The 16,301-nt window shown below is 59.2% G+C and carries 12 protein-coding genes; all 12 read right to left on the bottom strand.

Annotated elements, in window-relative coordinates; translation table 11 throughout:
• Positions 1 to 136: 136 nt before the first annotated feature.
• The 12 genes from EU556_RS25355 to EU556_RS25410 all read right to left on the bottom strand — a co-directional run bounded on the left by EU556_RS25355 (position 137) and on the right by EU556_RS25410 (position 16,257).
• The gene (locus EU556_RS25355) at positions 137 to 547 is read right to left on the bottom strand and encodes an HYC_CC_PP family protein (protein WP_135437031.1); all 411 of its coding nucleotides are present in this window, start codon (positions 545 to 547) and stop codon (positions 137 to 139) included.
• Positions 548 to 902: 355 nt separating this feature from the next.
• On the bottom strand, positions 903 to 1,589 hold the full coding sequence (locus EU556_RS25360) for a DUF305 domain-containing protein (protein ID WP_135437032.1): 687 nt from the start codon (positions 1,587 to 1,589) through the stop codon (positions 903 to 905).
• Positions 1,590 to 1,610: 21 nt separating this feature from the next.
• Positions 1,611 to 3,680 carry a heavy metal translocating P-type ATPase gene (locus tag EU556_RS25365; RefSeq protein ID WP_135437033.1) on the bottom strand — a complete coding sequence of 690 codons (2,070 nt, stop codon included), beginning with the start codon at positions 3,678 to 3,680 and terminating at the stop codon, positions 1,611 to 1,613.
• Between the two features lie 103 nt (positions 3,681 to 3,783).
• The gene (locus EU556_RS25370) at positions 3,784 to 4,974 is read right to left on the bottom strand and encodes an efflux RND transporter periplasmic adaptor subunit (RefSeq protein WP_135437034.1); all 1,191 of its coding nucleotides are present in this window, start codon (positions 4,972 to 4,974) and stop codon (positions 3,784 to 3,786) included.
• A 28-nt stretch (positions 4,975 to 5,002) separates the two neighbouring features.
• Complete coding sequence (locus EU556_RS25375) at positions 5,003 to 9,355, bottom strand: CusA/CzcA family heavy metal efflux RND transporter (RefSeq protein ID WP_135437035.1); 4,353 nt, start codon at positions 9,353 to 9,355, stop codon at positions 5,003 to 5,005.
• A 63-nt stretch (positions 9,356 to 9,418) separates the two neighbouring features.
• Positions 9,419 to 9,748: a DUF6660 family protein gene (locus EU556_RS25380; protein WP_135437036.1), complete on the bottom strand. Its 330-nt coding sequence runs from the start codon at positions 9,746 to 9,748 to the stop codon at positions 9,419 to 9,421.
• A 731-nt stretch (positions 9,749 to 10,479) separates the two neighbouring features.
• Positions 10,480 to 11,706: a replication initiation protein gene (locus EU556_RS25385; RefSeq protein ID WP_135437037.1), complete on the bottom strand. Its 1,227-nt coding sequence runs from the start codon at positions 11,704 to 11,706 to the stop codon at positions 10,480 to 10,482.
• Positions 11,707 to 11,985: 279 nt separating this feature from the next.
• A complete protein-coding gene (locus EU556_RS25390; protein ID WP_125433395.1) occupies positions 11,986 to 12,354 on the bottom strand; it encodes a hypothetical protein in 369 nt (122 codons plus the stop codon).
• Positions 12,351 to 13,112 (bottom strand): ParA family protein, encoded by a 762-nt coding sequence (locus tag EU556_RS25395; protein ID WP_044019208.1) that lies wholly within the window; start codon positions 13,110 to 13,112, stop codon positions 12,351 to 12,353. The genes EU556_RS25390 and EU556_RS25395 overlap by 4 nt, the downstream gene beginning before the upstream one ends.
• A 249-nt stretch (positions 13,113 to 13,361) precedes the next feature.
• Positions 13,362 to 14,063, bottom strand: a complete 702-nt coding sequence (locus EU556_RS25400) for a recombinase family protein (RefSeq protein WP_044019207.1) — start codon at positions 14,061 to 14,063, stop codon at positions 13,362 to 13,364.
• Positions 14,064 to 14,066: 3 nt separating this feature from the next.
• Complete coding sequence (locus tag EU556_RS25405; RefSeq protein WP_135437038.1) at positions 14,067 to 16,025, bottom strand: SIR2 family NAD-dependent protein deacylase; 1,959 nt, start codon at positions 16,023 to 16,025, stop codon at positions 14,067 to 14,069.
• Positions 16,026 to 16,053: 28 nt separating this feature from the next.
• Complete coding sequence (locus EU556_RS25410; protein WP_135437039.1) at positions 16,054 to 16,257, bottom strand: hypothetical protein; 204 nt, start codon at positions 16,255 to 16,257, stop codon at positions 16,054 to 16,056.
• Between the last annotated feature and the right edge of the window lie 44 nt (positions 16,258 to 16,301).

Here is a 16,301-nt window from a genome sequence, read left to right on the forward strand (position 1 = left end):
CAACCGGAAACCCGTAACGGGACATCGGCAGGCCCCGTGGCAGTAGTGCCCGGACGCGGGTGCGGCCCAACCGCCGGGGCCGGACGCACCAAAGCCCCAGCGCCGACCGGCGTGGGGAACAAAGCAACCTGAAAAGCTAGACTAAAAAGGCGTGCCCGCGCACGTAGGCCGGGCATTCGGGCGGCGGGGCCGCGTGGGCCAGCAAATCAGCGGCCGGCTCATCGGCAGGGTAAGCCACTTGCGCGAGCTGCCACACCAGCCGCAGCACGGCCGGGGCCGGCACCGCGTCGGGGGCCTGCAGCTGGAAGTGGGCGGCCGAAAGCTTAACGTCCTTGAGCGCGCTGCTTACCTTCTGGTCGTGGCAGCAGCCCGAAGCCGGCTTGCCCGTATCCTGGCAGCAGCAGTTCGTGTCGCCGTCCTGCGCCACCGAAACCGCCGTCAGCTCCTGGCCACAGAAGTGCATGCTGTACACCAGTCCGGGGCTGGACAGCAGGTAGCTAAAGAGCAGAAACAGACTGGCGAAACGCTTCACGCAAAGACGACCCATACTGGGCCAAGGTGGACTGCAAAGTACGGGAACTACACCCGCAGGTTATGAACAGTATTTGTCCGGGAAAGTGCACAATTACGAGGCGCCTCGCAGGGACGCCTATGTCTTATTTTAAGGGAACTGGCTTTGAACACGCCAGTATGGCCTAAATAAAAAGCTTACTGGCACACAAACTGACGCCGGCTGCAAAGTGCCTGCTAGCCCTGCGCGGCTGTGGGCCCGGCGTGCGCCACACAGCTGCGCAGGGATGCTCCGGCTATCATAACGGGCCAGCAGCAGGGGAAAGCTTAGCAGGGGGCAGGTTGAGGCAACAGCATTCGGAATGTTGAGCAGCATCAAGAGCAAGAAGTAGTTAGTTGGAGGGCGCCAAGGCATGGGCCTTCAGCCAGCGCTGGTACTGCTTGACCTCCACTTGCTCATCCCGAACAATGTTGCGGGCAGCGGCTTTGACCTCCTCATTGCGGCCGAAAGACAGCTCCACCCGCGCTAAGGCTACGCCGCTCTGGTGGTGGAGCTGCATGAGGGTGGCAAAATCAGCATCAATGCTGCCCGTAGCGGGCGGCAACTCCCGTAGGGGCGCTAGGGCGGCCGTCATCCGCCGCACAAATGGGTCTTTGGTATTGTCCGGGCGGTATTCTTGTCCCGCCGGCGGCTCGCGGGTAAGGGCCAGCGTGAGGACGTGGTTGTCACGCTCATGGCCTTTAAGCACGTGCTTCGCCATGGCCTGCAGGGTTGAATCCTTGCCCTGCGCTATTTCCACTGCGGCCAGGCGCTGAGCCCCGGCGTGGTGCACGGTCATGACGCGGGCAAAGTCCTCGTCCCAGCAGCCGATGCGACGCACCGTGTCGAGCTGTTGCATCAGCAACTGTACGGTGTCACGCAGGGAGGTCGGCCGCTTCACGGGTGCCGGCACCGGCTTCGTCTTGGCTCCGGCTTGGTCCTTCTGCTCGTATTCGTCGGAATCGTGCCGGGAGCTGCAGCTGGCGGCGACCAGACTGCCGACCAATAAGCCGGCCACAAGAACAAGGTGCGGTTTCATGATAAGAATTGATAAAGTCGGTTAGGATTCAGAGCGAGGTGATTCCCCTTTGCTGGTGAAGTCCATGCGCTGAATCCGCACGGCGTTCAGAATCGCCAGCAACGCTACCCCCACGTCGGCAAACACCGCTTCCCACATGGTGGCCAGGCCGCCGGCGCCCAGGGCCAGCACCACGGCTTTCACGCCAAAGGCCAGCCAGATGTTCTGCCACACCACCGTGTGCGTGGCACGGGCAATGCGCCGGGCGGTGGCAATCTTGCTGGGGTGGTCGGTTTGAATCACCACGTCGGCCGTTTCGATGGTGGCGTCCGAGCCCAGCCCACCCATGGCAATGCCCACGTCGGCCAGGGCCACCACGGGCGCATCGTTTACCCCATCGCCCACGAAGGCCAGCTTGTGCCCGTCGTTGAGGTACTGCTGCACGTAGCGGGCTTTGTCCTCCGGCAGCAGCCCGCCGTGCGCCTCATCAATGCCTAACTCCTTGGCCACCCGCTGGGTGATGCTGTCTTTGTCGCCGGAGAGCATCACGATTTTGGTGATGCCGTCGGCCCGCAGCTCGCGCACGGTCTGCTGAGCGTCGGCCTTGGGGGCGTCGGCCACGGTCAGGTAGCCGGCGTACCGGCCGTCCACGGCCGCCACCACGATGCTGTCGACCACTTGGTCGACTTCGGCCGGATAACTCACCCCGTATTTGGCGAGCAGCTTGGTATTGCCGGCGAGCACCTCGCGGCCATCGACCCGGCCCCGTAACCCGTGGCCGGCAATTTCCTCCACGTTGTCCACCACGACGCCAGCCGCAGCCGCGCCCACGTGCTGCACCACGGCCTTGGCGATGGGGTGGGTGGACTTGGTTTCCAGCGCCCCAACCAAGCGCAGCAGGGCAGCCGGCTCGGTGCCGGGCACCGCAACCACCTGCTGCACGGCAAACACGCCCTGGGTGAGCGTGCCGGTCTTGTCCATGACCACGGTGTCAATTTCGCGCAGCACGTCCAGGAAGTTCGAGCCCTTGAACAGAATGCCGGCTTTGGAAGCGGCCCCGATGCCACCGAAGTAGCCCAGCGGAATGCTCACCACCAGGGCGCAGGGGCAGGAAATCACCAGAAACACCAGCGCCCGGTACAGCCAGGTGCGAAACACGTAATCGTCGACCACGAAGTAGGGCACCACGATGAGCAGCGTGGCCAGTAGCACGACGATGGGCGTGTAAGTTTTAGCAAACTTGGTGATGAACAGCTGGGTTTTGGCCTTGCGGCTCACCGCGTCCTGCACCATGGCCAGGATTTTGGCCAGCTTCGTGTCCTGGTAGCCTGCCGTGACGGCCACCTGAATCAGGCTTTCCAGGTTGACCATGCCGGCCAGCACGACTTCCCCCGTTTGCTTGGTCTGCGGGGCCGACTCGCCGGTCAGCGCGGCCGTGTTAAAGCTGGCCGGCCCCTGGGTCAGGGTGCCGTCGAGGGCCACTTTCTCGCCCGGTCGTACTTCGATGGTGTCGCCCAACTGTACCTGCTTGGGGTCCAGTACCATGCTTCGCCCACCGCGAACTACAGTCACTTCGGTGGCTTGAATCTCCAGCAGGGCGCGGATGCTGCGCTTGGCCCGGTTCACGGCTGCGTCCTGAAACAGTTCGCCCACGGTGTAGAACAGCATCACGGCCACCCCTTCCGGGTACTCACCGATGGCAAAGGCGCCCAGCGTGGCCAAGCTCATGAGCAGGAACTCGTTGAAGATGTTACCCGAAGGAATGCTCTGTACGGCCGAGCGGATAACTTTCCAGCCCACTAGCAGAAAGGCCACCCCGTACCAGAGCAGGCGGACGTACTTGGTGAAAAAGGCCACGTCGTAATAGTCCAGGGCAAGCCCCGCCAATAGCAGGATTAGGCTCGCTATGGCCGGCGCGTAGGGGTTGCGCCACCACGACTCGCTGGGTTCGGCGGCCGGTGCGTGGTCGTGGCCGGCTACGTCGTGGCCCTGGGGTTCGGCCGCGGCGGTTGGGGTTAGTTGGTCGCGGGTCAACGCGCCCACGTTCTCCAGCTGCACCTGCTTGGCCGTGTTCAGCTCTTCGTTCAGTTTTTCAGGGGTTCTATCAGGCATGGCAAGTCGGAAATGGGCACAGCGGCCGGTTGCGGGGACAACCCCTGGACACCGGTGCATGCAGTCTTGGGAATTAAGATGTCGCGGAGGGGATGAGTCAGGTCTATTCTTCCTCTTCGGCGTTTTTCATTTTAGCTAGCAGCGAATAAGCTCCGTCGGTAACGAAGGGCGTAGTGGCCGGTACCGACTCGGGCAGGGTGACTTCGGTGAAGCCGTCCTCGCTGCGGCCCAGCGTGACGGGCACCATGCGGTAGCGGCCGGGGGCCTCCACCGCATAGGCGTAGTTCTTGCTCTCGAAGCGCACCAGCGCCGCATCGGGCAGCGTAGGCGCCTGGGTGCGGCCCGTTTCGATGGTGGCCCGCACGTAGAGGCCGGGCAACAGGGCGGGGTCGTTTTCCTGGTCGAGGTGGCCGTGCACGCGGACGGTGCGGTCCTCGCCAATGGCTTTGCCCACCAGGTACACGTGGGCCGTGCGCTCGCGCCGGGAGCCGGTGGAGTCGCTGGCCAGGGTGAAGCGAATCAGCTGCCCTTTCTGCACCCGGGCCACGTCGCGCTCGAACACGGTGAGCTCCACGTGCAGGTGCTCCGGGTCCACGATTTCAAACAGGGCATCGGTGGCTGTCACTGCTTGGCCCACCGTCACGTTCACGGCCCGCACGAAGCCGGCCCGCGGGGCGCGGACGCTGGCCGTGGTGACCATCCGGCCGCCCACGGGCAGGCCGGCCAGCCGCAGCCGGGTGGCCTGGGCAGAAGTTTGCACCTGCAGGGTATGATAGTCGGCCTGGGCGCGCTGGTAGTTTTTCTGCGGGGCCACCTCCTGCTCGTAGAGCTCTTTCTGGCGGGCCAGCTCGGTGCGGGCGTATTCGAGGCGGGCCCGGGTTTCGAGGTAGTCCTGCTGCAGGGTCACGAACTCAGGATTGCGGATGGTGGCCAGCACTTCGCCTTTGCGCACCCGGGTGCCCTGCAGCAATTCCGTGTTTTCCACGAAGCCGCCCAGCGGGGCGGTGATGGAGACGGCACTTTCCGGCGGCACGTCCAGCGTACCCGTTACGGCCAGACCGGAGCCCATGGGCCGGTCGGCGAGGCGCCCGGTTTTCAGACCGGCGGCCTGCTGCTCGGCGGGCGAGAGGCGGACCATGTCGGAAGCTTCTGCGGCCTCGCCGCTTTCCCCACCTTCGGCGGCCTCCTTCGTTTCGGCCGCTTCGGTATCCGCAGGCTCGGTTTCTTTCTTGTCGGTGGTGCAGCCTGCCAGGGTTAGGCCGAGGAGCAGCACCAGGGATGCAATCTTATTCATGGTTGTCAGGTCAGAGGGAGCCAAAGGCTTATTGAGCGGCAGCGCCCAACAGGTACTCCAGGTCGATGGCGGTTTGGTTGTGTTCAAGCACGGCGTCGAGGTAGGCCGTGCGCACGCTCAGGGCGCGCTCCAGGTTGAGCAATAGCTCCGAGTAAGTGGTTTCGCCGGCCTTGTAGGCCCGCTGGCTGAGGCGCACGATGACGGCGGCTTGCGGCAGGCCGGTCTGCTGGTAAAACTCCACCCGCTGCCGTTGTTCCTGCAGGCGCAGGCGCAGCTCATCCAGCTGGGCGGCAGCTTCGGCCTGGTAGCGCTGGTAGGCCGTCGATGCCACCTGCTCTTGCAGCTTGGCCGCCTGCACCCGGGCCTTTTGGGGCCCGCGCAACAGCGGTATGGCCACGCCGGCCTGCACGCTCTGGAATCGGTCGCCGGCCCCGTAGGTCAATGTTTGCCCTACTATCTCGTAGGTGCCGCGCAAGGACTGGTTGGTGTAGCCCACCGTGACATGGGGCAGGGCCTGGGCCTGCTCTACCCGGGTTTCGGCGCGGCGCTCCGCCAGTTGCTGCTGCAGCACCCGGGCCTGCGGGGTGGCGGCCAGGGTGGCCGTATCCGCAGGACCCGTAAGGATAGGCAACAGACGCAGGGTGCTGTCGGCAATGGCTACCGGTTGGGCGGTTTGCAACAGTGCCTGCAGCTGGCGCCGGGCAATGGCGTAGTCGGCCCGGGCGCGGGCCAGCAGGTTCTGCGTTTCACCCTGTTGAATCAAGGCGTTGGCCGGCTCCAGGCGGGCTACTTCGCCGGTCTTGAAGCGCAGTTGAGCCGAGCGCAGAAATTCGGTGTAGATGCTGTCCTGCCCGCGCAGGGTGCGCAGGCGGTGCCGGGCGTGCACGGCCCGCTCGTAGCTCAGACGCACCTGGCGGCGCAATTCGGCCTGCACCTGCTGGAGCTGCTGTTCCCGGCCCCCAATCTGGGCCTGGCTCAGGCCGGCCTGAGCCCGGTAGTAGCCGGGCAGGGCCAGGGTCTGGCCGATACTGAGCAGGTTGTCGGAAAGCGGGGAGTTCACCTGCCCGTAGGTACCTGAGATGGTGGTACGGCCCACGTCGAAGGCGGTGCGGCGCAGGGCCTGCTGGGCTTCCAGGGAGCGTTGGGCGGCCTGCACGGTGCCATTGGCCTGCAACGCTTGCCCCACGGCCTGGGTGGCGGTAATCGGGCCCTGAGCCCGGGCGGGCGTAGCAGCGAGCAAACCACCCAGCACGAGCAGCACCGCCGAAACCGGCACGGCCGTGGCGGATTGCGGCTTTTCTTCTCCCTGTTGTTTCGACCTGCGTTCAGACAAGGCGTAAAGCACCGGCAACACGAGCAGGGTTAGCAGCGTGGCCGTGACCAGCCCGCCGATGACCACCGTGGCCAGGGGGCGCTGCACCTCGGCACCGGCCGACTGCGACAGGGCCATGGGCAGAAAGCCCAATGAGGCCACCGTAGCCGTCATCAGCACCGGTCGTAGGCGCACCTGCGTGCCCTCCAGTATGCGCTGGTAAAGGTCGGTGCGGCCTTCGTCCTTGAGCTGGTTGAAGTAGCCGATGAGCACGATGCCGTTGAGCACGGCCACGCCGAAGAGGGCAATGAAGCCCACCCCGGCCGAGATGCTGAAGGGCATGCCCCGCAGCCACAAGGCCAGCACCCCACCAATGGCCGAGAGCGGAATGGCCGTGAAAATCAGCACCGACTGTTTGAGTGACTTGAACGTGAAGAACAAGAGCACGAAAATCAGGAGCAAGGCCACGGGCACGGCAATGCTCAGCCGTTCGGATGCTTGGCGCAGGTTCTCAAACTGGCCGCCGTAGGTGGTGTAGTAGCCGGGCGCGAACTTAAGCTGCCGGTCTACTTTGCCCTGCAACTCGGTCACGACGCTTTCCACGTCCCGGCCCCGCACGTTGAAAGCCACGGTGATGCGGCGCTTGGCGTCGTCGCGCTGAATCTGGTTGGGGCCTTCCTGCAGCTCCACCGTGGCCACCTGCTCCAGCGGGATTTGCTCCCCGCTGGGGGTCGCCACCAATAGCTGGCGCACGTTGCCGATGTTCCGGCGCAGTTCGGGGGCCAGGCGCAGCACCACGTCGATGCGGCGCTCCTGCTCGTAGAGCTGGCCAGCGGTCTGGCCAGCGAAGGCCGTTTGAACGGTACGGTTCACGTCCTCGGCGTTGAGGCCGAACCGGGCCAGCCGGTTGCGGTCCAGCTTGACCACAATTTGGGGCAGGCCGGTGACCTGCTCCACGTACACGTCCTCAGCTCCTTCGACCTGGCGCACCAGGCGGGCGGCCTGCTGGGCATAGGAAGCGAGCTGCTGCAGGTCCTCCCCGTAAATCTTGAGCACCACGTCCTGTTTGGCGCCGCTGATGAGCTCGTTGAAGCGCATCTGGATGGGCTGCTGGAAGCCGAAGGTCATGCCGGGAATCACGCTCAGTGCCTTGGCCATCTTCTCCGCCAGCTCCTCCTGCGTGCTCGCGGAGGTCCATTTGCTTTTATCCTTCTCCAGAATGACCATTAAATCACCGCCTTCGACTGGCATGGGGTCGGTGGGAATCTCGGCCGCGCCGATTTTAGTCACCACCTCCAGCACTTCGGGAAACTGCTTTTTAAGAATAGCCGCCGCCTGCTGACTTTTCTCCACCGTGTAGCTCAGAGAGGAGCCGGTGAGCGTGCGCATTTCGACGGCAAAGTCGCCTTCGGCGAGCTGTGGGATGAATTCGCCGCCCAGGGTGCGAAACAGCAGCAGGGCGCCCGCAAACATCATTACTGCCGCGGACAGCACCACTGCTTTGCGGCGCAGGGCCCATTCCAGCACTGGGCGGTAGCGGGCTTCGAGCCAGTTCATCATCCGGTCCGAGAAGTTGCGCTTCACTTCCGTGGAGCGGCTTAGCGCCAGGGCCGACATCATGGGCACGTAGGTCAGCGAAAGGATGAAGGCGCCCAGGATGGCAAAGGCTACGGTTTCGGCCATGGGCCGGAACATCTTGCCTTCGATGCCGGCCAGGGCCAGCAGGGGCAGGTACACAATCAGGATGATGATTTCCCCGAAGGCGGCCGAGGAGCGGATTTTAGAAGCCGCGTGGTAGGTTTCCTCATTCATCTGGTCGGCACTTAGTCGGTTGCCCGGCACTCGCAGCTGCCCGCCGTGCAGGCGGTGCACGATGGCTTCGACGATGATGACGGCCCCGTCCACGACGAGGCCAAAGTCGATGGCCCCAAGCGAGAGCAGGTTGCCCGATACGCCGAACAGGCGCATCATGCTGATGGCAAAAAGCATGGCCAGCGGGATGACCGAGGCCACCACCAGCCCCGCCCGCCAGTTGCCCAGAAACAGCACCAGCACAAAAATGACGATGAGCGCCCCTTCCAGCAGGTTTTTGCTCACCGTGTGGATGGCGCGGCCCACCAGGTCGGAGCGGTCCAGGTACACGTCGATGGTCACGCCCTCGGGCAAGGACTTTTCCACCGTTACCATGCGCGCCTTGACGGCTTTGATGACCTCGTTGGCGTTGGCGCCCTTGAGCATGAGCACGATGCCGCCGGTGACTTCGCCCTCCGCGTTGCGGGTCATGGCCCCGTAGCGCACCGCGGAGCCTAGGCGCACGTCGGCCACGTCGCGCACCAGCACGGGCAGCCCGCCCTGGGTGTTGCGCACGACAATGTTGCCCAGGTCGGCGGCATTCTCGGCCAGGCCTTCGGTGCGGATGAAGTAGGCGGTGGGCTTCTGGTCGAGGTAGGCGCCGCCGGCGTTCTGGTTGTTGCGCGAAACGGCTTGGTACACCTGCTCCACGGTCACGCTCAACGAGCGGAGCCGGGCCGGGTCCAGCCGGATTTCGTACTGCTTGAGCAGCCCGCCAAAGCTGGCCACGTCGGCCACGCCGGGCGTGCCCAGCAGCTGGCGGCGCACAATCCAGTCCTGAATGGTGCGCAGCTCGCGGGCGTCGTACTTCTTCTCGTAGCCGGGCTTGGCGCGCACCAGGTACTGGTACACCTCGCCCAGGCCGGTGCTGACCGGCGCCATTTCCGGCCGGCCGATGCCCTGGGGAATCTGGCTTTCGGCCTCGCGCAGGCGCTCGGCTACCTGCTGGCGGGCCCAGTAAATGTCAATCTTGTCCTCGAAGACGATGGTCACGACCGAGAGGCCAAAGCGCGAGAAGGAGCGTACTTCTTCGCGGCCGGGAATGGTGGCCAGGCTTTGCTCGACGGGAAAGGAGACGAGCCGCTCGATGTCGCCGGCGGCCAGCGAGGGGGCCACCGTGTAGACGACGACCTGGTTGGTGGTGATGTCGGGCACCGCGTCAACCGGCAGCCGACTCAGCGAGTAGCCGCCCCAGGCGACCAGGGCCAGGGTCAGCAGCCCGGGCGCACAACGGGCGCGTCAGGCTACCCCGGCGGGGGAGACAGCAGGAAACGGGAAGGGTTAGGCCTGGGGCGGCTGCCACACGGCCGCGGCGGCCCAGGTGGGGGCACCCACCCGCAAACGGGCGTGGCGCAGGGCAGAGGCCCACGTCACGGCTGGAGTTGCTGTTAGGGTCGGCAGGGGCGCTAGCGGCACCACGGCCCCGCCACAGCAGTGGCATTGGCACAGCGGGGAGCACCAGTCGCCCAGGGCACCGGCGTCGCAGTCGGTGTGCGAGGCGGCGGCCACGGTGGTCTGCTTGGCGTCTTTGCACACGACTTCGCCGTCGGCGCAGGTCAGCGTCGAGAGGCAGGCGAAGTAGAACGCAAAAAAGAGGGCAAGCAGGCGCATCGGGGCAAAGGTAACAGCATTCAGAAAATGCCGGCTACCGCTGTACCGGCAGAAGCGGGTAAAGGTTCCTGTGGCAGTAAATTTGAAAAGTGCGCTTAGCGAGGCTGACGGGGGGAGCACCGGCCGCAGGGCCGTCGGCCAAGTTTTTCCGCTGCTTCTTTTGAAAGCGACTTTACTGTCCTAGTACACCAAGCCAAGCCGCCGCGCATGTGGGGCGCGCTCATCGACCGCGGTAGCGGCTCGGCCCACTCCGGCCGGGCAAAGAAGAAATCAGTCTATTAGTAGGTCAAAATTCTCTTTCATCGAAGAGCCACTTTCAAAGGAAGTGGCTCTTGTCGTTAACGGCAGTAAGTAACTCGGTGAATTAATTAAGCGTCCTGCATAGCAAATGCTTGCATCCGCTTCAAATGCGATTTTTGGACCAAACTTTTAAGACAGGCCACTGTTCCGGCCGGCGGGCATGGATCCTTGTACCAACCGGCTGGAGACAGTGCCTTACACACAATGCTTAGACAATTTATAGCTCGGCCTTAGACTCGGTGTCATATCAGCTTGAATAGTTGCCGGATTTAGTGATCTAACACATCAAAACGTGTCATGTGCGATTTATAGCAGCCGCATTTAATTTAGGAGAGTGTATATGGACTGAAATGTATAGTTCACTTCTTGTAATTTATAATGGCCGCTTATTTGAAAATCGGGAATAAGTAGAGGTAGCACTCTAGAATACGTTACAGCTTTTCGTTGTGCTTGACAAGCCATTGCTCCCCTTCTCGATCTTCTATTCTGAAGCCATCGCGAAAATATACTTGCTGTAAATGTTGTTCGAACGTGTCTGCCTGCTTCTGTCGCTGGGCATAAGGCCCGGGATTTTCGAACATTTCTCGTACCTCGCTTAGACGAAAGGATACTTCCGAGGCAATAGAGGGCGCTGGAGTTTCTACCTTCCTTTTTGTGTTAACGGCTGTCTTTGCCTGCTGGTAATCCGCCAACAGATATTTTTCAATTAAAGCCTTGTAGATAGCACCTGCGGGCTTCTTGATTTTGCCCTTGCGGAACTGACTCGCTACAATGCGTACTACATAGGCAATATAGTCCACCTCGTATTCACCAGATTCCAGTTGCTGGCGGACCACGGCCAAGCTTTTTTCGCCGACCCCTATTTCTGCCAAAGTTTGAGCCCAAGCGGGCACTTCGGCTGAGGGCGATTTTGTAGGCATAACCTTTCCCTCAGCTGGAGCAGCCAGTAGAAATTTTACCTCCGAGACGACTTTGCCTTGCTTCTGCAGCTCGTAAGTGAACGGCATATCCGTCGATTGCATCTCAGTCTGGGCTTTGTCCAAAATGCGGGTGCGCAGGTTATTAAAGCGCGGATACTCTCCCTCCTGCAGATCTAGTAAGAAACGGAGTTGAGCAATTGTAATTGTCCGCTCTTTGAAGGTGGCATACTCTTTCAGCAGCCAATAGATGCGGTAGGAGTAAAAGCTCTTCAGCTTATTGAGCTGCTCAAGTTGCGCAAGAGTGAAGTTACCACTCTCCCGCAACTGTAGTAGATAAGGCATAATCAGGGGGTTAAACGAGGCTACCACCCCTCCCCTATCGCTTTCGTAAGCGGCCTTCGCCATCAAGGGGATAAACTCGAAGTCAGGCTTTTTGCTCCGCTTCCGAGTACCCTGTTGCGTGTCAATCAGCTTTTCAATATACAGCCGCCGGGAGGTAATGTTATTGCACATTTGCTTTACCTCATCATACGCTGAGCCTCCCGTGCGTTCATGAATTATCTCAGCCATAGGTACAAAGTGTTCCCGAAATTGCTCGTCTCCCGGTTCAATACGCGTGAGTAAAGAAATAAACAATCGCATCTCCAGAGGTACAAAACTGAACCTTGCGTTAATGAGCGCATTGTGCTGGGCAACCGTTTTGTCAACAATCGGAACCAAGGGCGATTTTGTAGGCATAAGGAAGGCAGCAAGGCGGTTTTGTAGGCGTCAAAGGGCGATTTTGTAGGCGCTAATCGTCGATTTTGTAGGCATGAAAGGGCGATTTTGTAGGCTTATTCCATTCCATGATACATATAATCAGGCCGTTACGGCTCCTGTAATTACTAATATAGTATAGGTAATCAGCTAGCTTGTTTAGGGCGATTTTGTAGGCATGAAAAGACGGTCGCGGTAAAAGCAAAAAAAAGTAATAAGCGAAAATTTTTGCGGCGCTTTTTATGCTTTTTTATACTGTAACTATTTGAGTTTCTTGCCATTCAGTCGATACTGTTCGTCTTCTGGCAGCGGCCGATCAGCTCCTTCCATCGTGTCTAGAAAAGCACAAAGTGCTGAATCAACTGCTTTCTTCAGCACCAGTCGGTCCCAGTACTCACTTTGCTTTAAGCGAACGTAGGTGCTGCGTCGCAGAAAGCTGCTGAATTTCAACCATTCTTCTTCCGTCGAAGTGGAAGCAGTAGTTTCCGGTTCGGACGAAGCAGCAGGGGTTGGGGCTACCTGCGGTAAGATGCTCCGGTTTACCCCGTATAGGAGCGCGTCATTCGTTAGCGATGGCGCCGAGGCATCCAAGTCATCCCCAAAATTTGGTTTCTTGCTCTGCTTGCTCATACTCGGGCAATGATTTCTTGGGTAAGCGATTCGTAATCAGTGGCGCCATTGCTCTCGGGCGCCCACCGGTAGATGCTCTGCTTCTTTATCTGAGCTTCCGCCAGCGAAACGTTTTCACGAATAGTGGTTTCCATGAGCAGCTTGGCCTCAGAATACTTGGAGTCAATCAGGGCCACAATGTCATGATGAAGCTTTTTACGGTAGCGGCTACTGTACTTGGTAAAGAAAATACCTCCTATAGTCAGATTGGGGTTATAGAGGTCTTTCACCCGCTCGCAGGCTTGCATGAGCTTATTGAGCCCTTCGTACCCAAAGTATTCCGGTTGACACGGAATAAATACCGCGTTACAAGCTACCAGCGCCATGTACGTAAGGGCAGATAATGAAGGCGGGGTATCAATCAGACAGTAGTCATACTGGTCCTGCAGAGGTGCCAACCCCTTCCGCAGGATACTCTCGTAGCCTAATTGCTGGCCAACCATTTTTTCTAGATAGTCCAGATCCGGGGTAGCGGCCACTAAGTGCAAGTGTTCCTCTATCGCCAGGACAACGTCGGTCAACTGAGCTTTTTTCTCTAAAACCAATCCTAGATCCGGATAGCCTGCCGGCAAGCGGAAGGCAAGGGAAAGATTACGCTGGGCGTCGCAATCAATTAAGAGCACGCGGTAGCCGTCACGTGCCAAGGTTTGAGCCACGCTAAGCGTAGACGTAGTCTTTCCGACTCCCCCCTTGTGGTTAGCAAATACAATAATCTTCATGGTGCAGCACACGCTTGATCTGACAGCAATAATAAAGAATTAAAACTTCCTCGACTTCTGTCACCTGCCAAGCTTCCTGAGGAAGTTAAAGAAGTCTGACATGTTTAGCTTCTTAAAGAAGTCTAACATGTTTAGCAAGTCAAAGAAGTTAAAGAATCAAGTGTTCTTAGGCTTCTTAAAATTCCTCAAGAAGTTCAGGAAGTTAATATACTAGACTCAGTCGCTCACCAGATTAAATATTCATCTGTTTTACAGTGGGTTACTAACAGGACCGGGCTGACCTGTTGCTATTGTTGATGAATAACGAAAGAGCCGCTGAACCGTCATAGCAGCATATTTTTTTCCGGCGGCTGTACGAAACATGGCTGCGTTTAAATGCGCTGCGATTTGACGAAACGTCAATCCTTGGGCGCGTAGCAGAACCACGAGGCTGGTTGCCTGTTGATTCTGCGGCGTGCGCTGGCGCTGCTGCCGGCGAGCGGCAGCCCCTTTCAGCCGGGCTTCCTGCGTTAGGTTCTGGGGGCTGCCTAGCTGTTGGCCCCGCGCCTTCTTCGCCTGCAGCGCGTCCTTCGTGCGCTTGCTGATGGTTTCCCGCTCGTGCTGGGCTATCACGGCAAAGATGCCAACCGTGAGCGTATTGGCATCGGGCATGTCGCAGGCAAGAAAGTCGACTCCGGAATCACGCAACGCGAAGATGAAGCCAGCGTTGCGGCTCAGGCGATCCAACTTGGCGATGAGCAACGTGGCGCCTTGCTGCTTAGCAGCCGCCAGTGCGGCCTTGAGCTGGGGCCGGTTGTTCTTCTTGCCGGACTCTACCTCGATGAACTCCTGCAGCAGTCGCCCTCCGGCTGGCACATAGGATTGCACCAGGTACTGCTGTGATTCCAGGCCGAGGCCACTGGCGCCCTGGCGGGCCGTGCTTACCCGGTAGTAGGCAATGTAGGTACGCATGGCTTACTCCGATTCGTCACCATGTAAAGTCTCCATCTCGATCTTATCTAGGCGCTGAATTGGTTCGGGCTTGCCTGCTTCCGCGACGCTAGTGGCTTGCTCAGGTCCGTACAGCGTATGTAATTCACGAGTGGCACTGGTAATGCGGTAAGCGGTCTTGTCCTTGCCTCTTCGCTTATACCGTGCCTGCTTTAGCACATGCGCTGCCTCGTACTCGATGCGGAGCTTCCAGCCCAGCAGCGTATAAGTCGTATCTAGCTGCTGGTGGACAACAACATCCTGGTCCTGAGATTCAGGGAGTTGAGAAGGATCTTCTACCACAGCATCGACGTACCCTTTAAACGCCTTAGATACCCGCGTTTTCATCTGCAGGATATAGCTCAGTTCCGCCGCTGTGTCTATGTCGTCGCCTGTGAGCTTGAACCGTCGAAATCGGATGTTGAACCCCTTCTCCACTACCTGAAGGGTCTGCATGTTCCTCTCTAAGCTTTCTCCTTGTTTGATAAAAGGAAGGCCCCGAGGTGTTTCCTCCTTGCTCCAGATCCGCTCTCCATCTTCATACAAAGCGATTCCTTCCCCCCTGCCTAATGACTGTAGAATTCTGGCATGTAGCAGGCCACTATCAACTGAATCAGTATAGCGATGCCGACGAGAAACTGTAGCCGAGTACTTAAAGCCTTTCGCGTGAATGTTCTTCTTGGGTACACGGATCTGAACCTTGTGCAGATCCTTGTACACCAAAAAGTCTACCTGCTCAGGGCTGGAGTAGATGCGTAAGGTGGCATCGCGGATGCAGAGTCCTCCAGTAAACTCAATATCAACTGTTTTCTCAATGGTATGGGAGCGTACAAACACCAATGAGCCCATTTCCAAGCCCAGGTTTACGCCCCCTACCCGCCATTCAAAATCAACCAGTTGGGAAGGACCTATATGATACGCCAGGCCCGACAACCCTTGTTGAAATTGAGTAAGCGATGCGCGCCCGTCCTCGCGAACGGTTAGGGTCACTTGCCCCGCTACCTCTCCCTGTACTCCAGTAAGCTGCGAGATATGATACCCGTTCTCGCTAGTCTTAATCGTTGGGTTAAGCCCGAGATTACGCAGGAACTGCGTCGTTGGCCCCAGTTCAATCCCTCCCTTTTTTAAGGCGGGTACCGCAGTATCCTTCAGGTCCTGCAGCAGGTCGGCAATTAACTGTTCCCCGGTAGATTGAATGTAGGTGACGTTGTGGCGCTTGAGCCAGTCGATGCGGAGCTGACTCAAATTGGGGGAAACTAGGTAGGCCCCGCGCATATTGCCTTTTACCGCATCCAGGATGCGCTCAAATAAGACCAGTACATTCGGGTCTTCCAGGCCGTAGCCAACGAAGAGCAGAGTTTTACTCGCCATAAGCGCCTGGATGGCACCCCACAGCAGGTGGTCGGCCTTGGAGTAAAATGCCCGGTAGTCTTCCTCCGTGATCAGCAGACGGTTCAAGTCCTCCAGGCTGCCATGCACCTTATACAGAGTAGGTTTATTTGGTTCCTGATACGGTATCTGCTCACCGTTGGTAACAATGTGAAGTTTATCCTGGCCGTACGCCTGCTCAAAGAGCGAGTCGTAGTTCGTGGTAACGATATGCTCGAAGAAAGGAATGGTAGCCACCTGCTGATGAGTCTTTAGTGACTTGGGCCGCGCAGAATATACGGCCTTTACCTCTTTGCGCAACTCGTGCAGGCGCCCGTTAAACAGGTTGACGAACAGACTGGCAAAAGCAGGTAGCGGCATGTTAGGATAACCGTCTGCATCCAGCGAGGGGGCATACTCCCGGGCCTGCTGCTGCTGGGCTTTGCTGAGCGTATCAAACAGGTGACGTACCAAGCCGCCGCCCATGGGGTAGCCGGCATACTTTGAAAACCCGGCTCCAGCCCACAGGACAACCTCCCGGTTGCGTATAGTCTTAAATAAGGTTTCCTGATCCATACATACTGGGGGTGTTTGGGGATAGGTGTTATTTCTGGTTGTTGTCGTGCACTAGAAGGGCGACCTCGCCGACTACCTGGGCCGGGTAGTTGGGATAAGCGTTCAGTTCAGGATTAAGAATGTAGAGGGCATTTACCCACTGATTAATAGAACCGCTCTCCTTGGCCTGGGTGCGCACCTGCTGGGCAATGTTCTGCTGCATGGCAGCGGAATACTCGCGAAAGTGTTTCATGGGGTAGTTTACGTGCTGGTAGGTGAAGGTAGCGGGTTTGTAAC

The organism is Hymenobacter fodinae (assembly GCF_004745825.1).
GTDB classification, from domain to species: domain Bacteria; phylum Bacteroidota; class Bacteroidia; order Cytophagales; family Hymenobacteraceae; genus Hymenobacter; species Hymenobacter fodinae.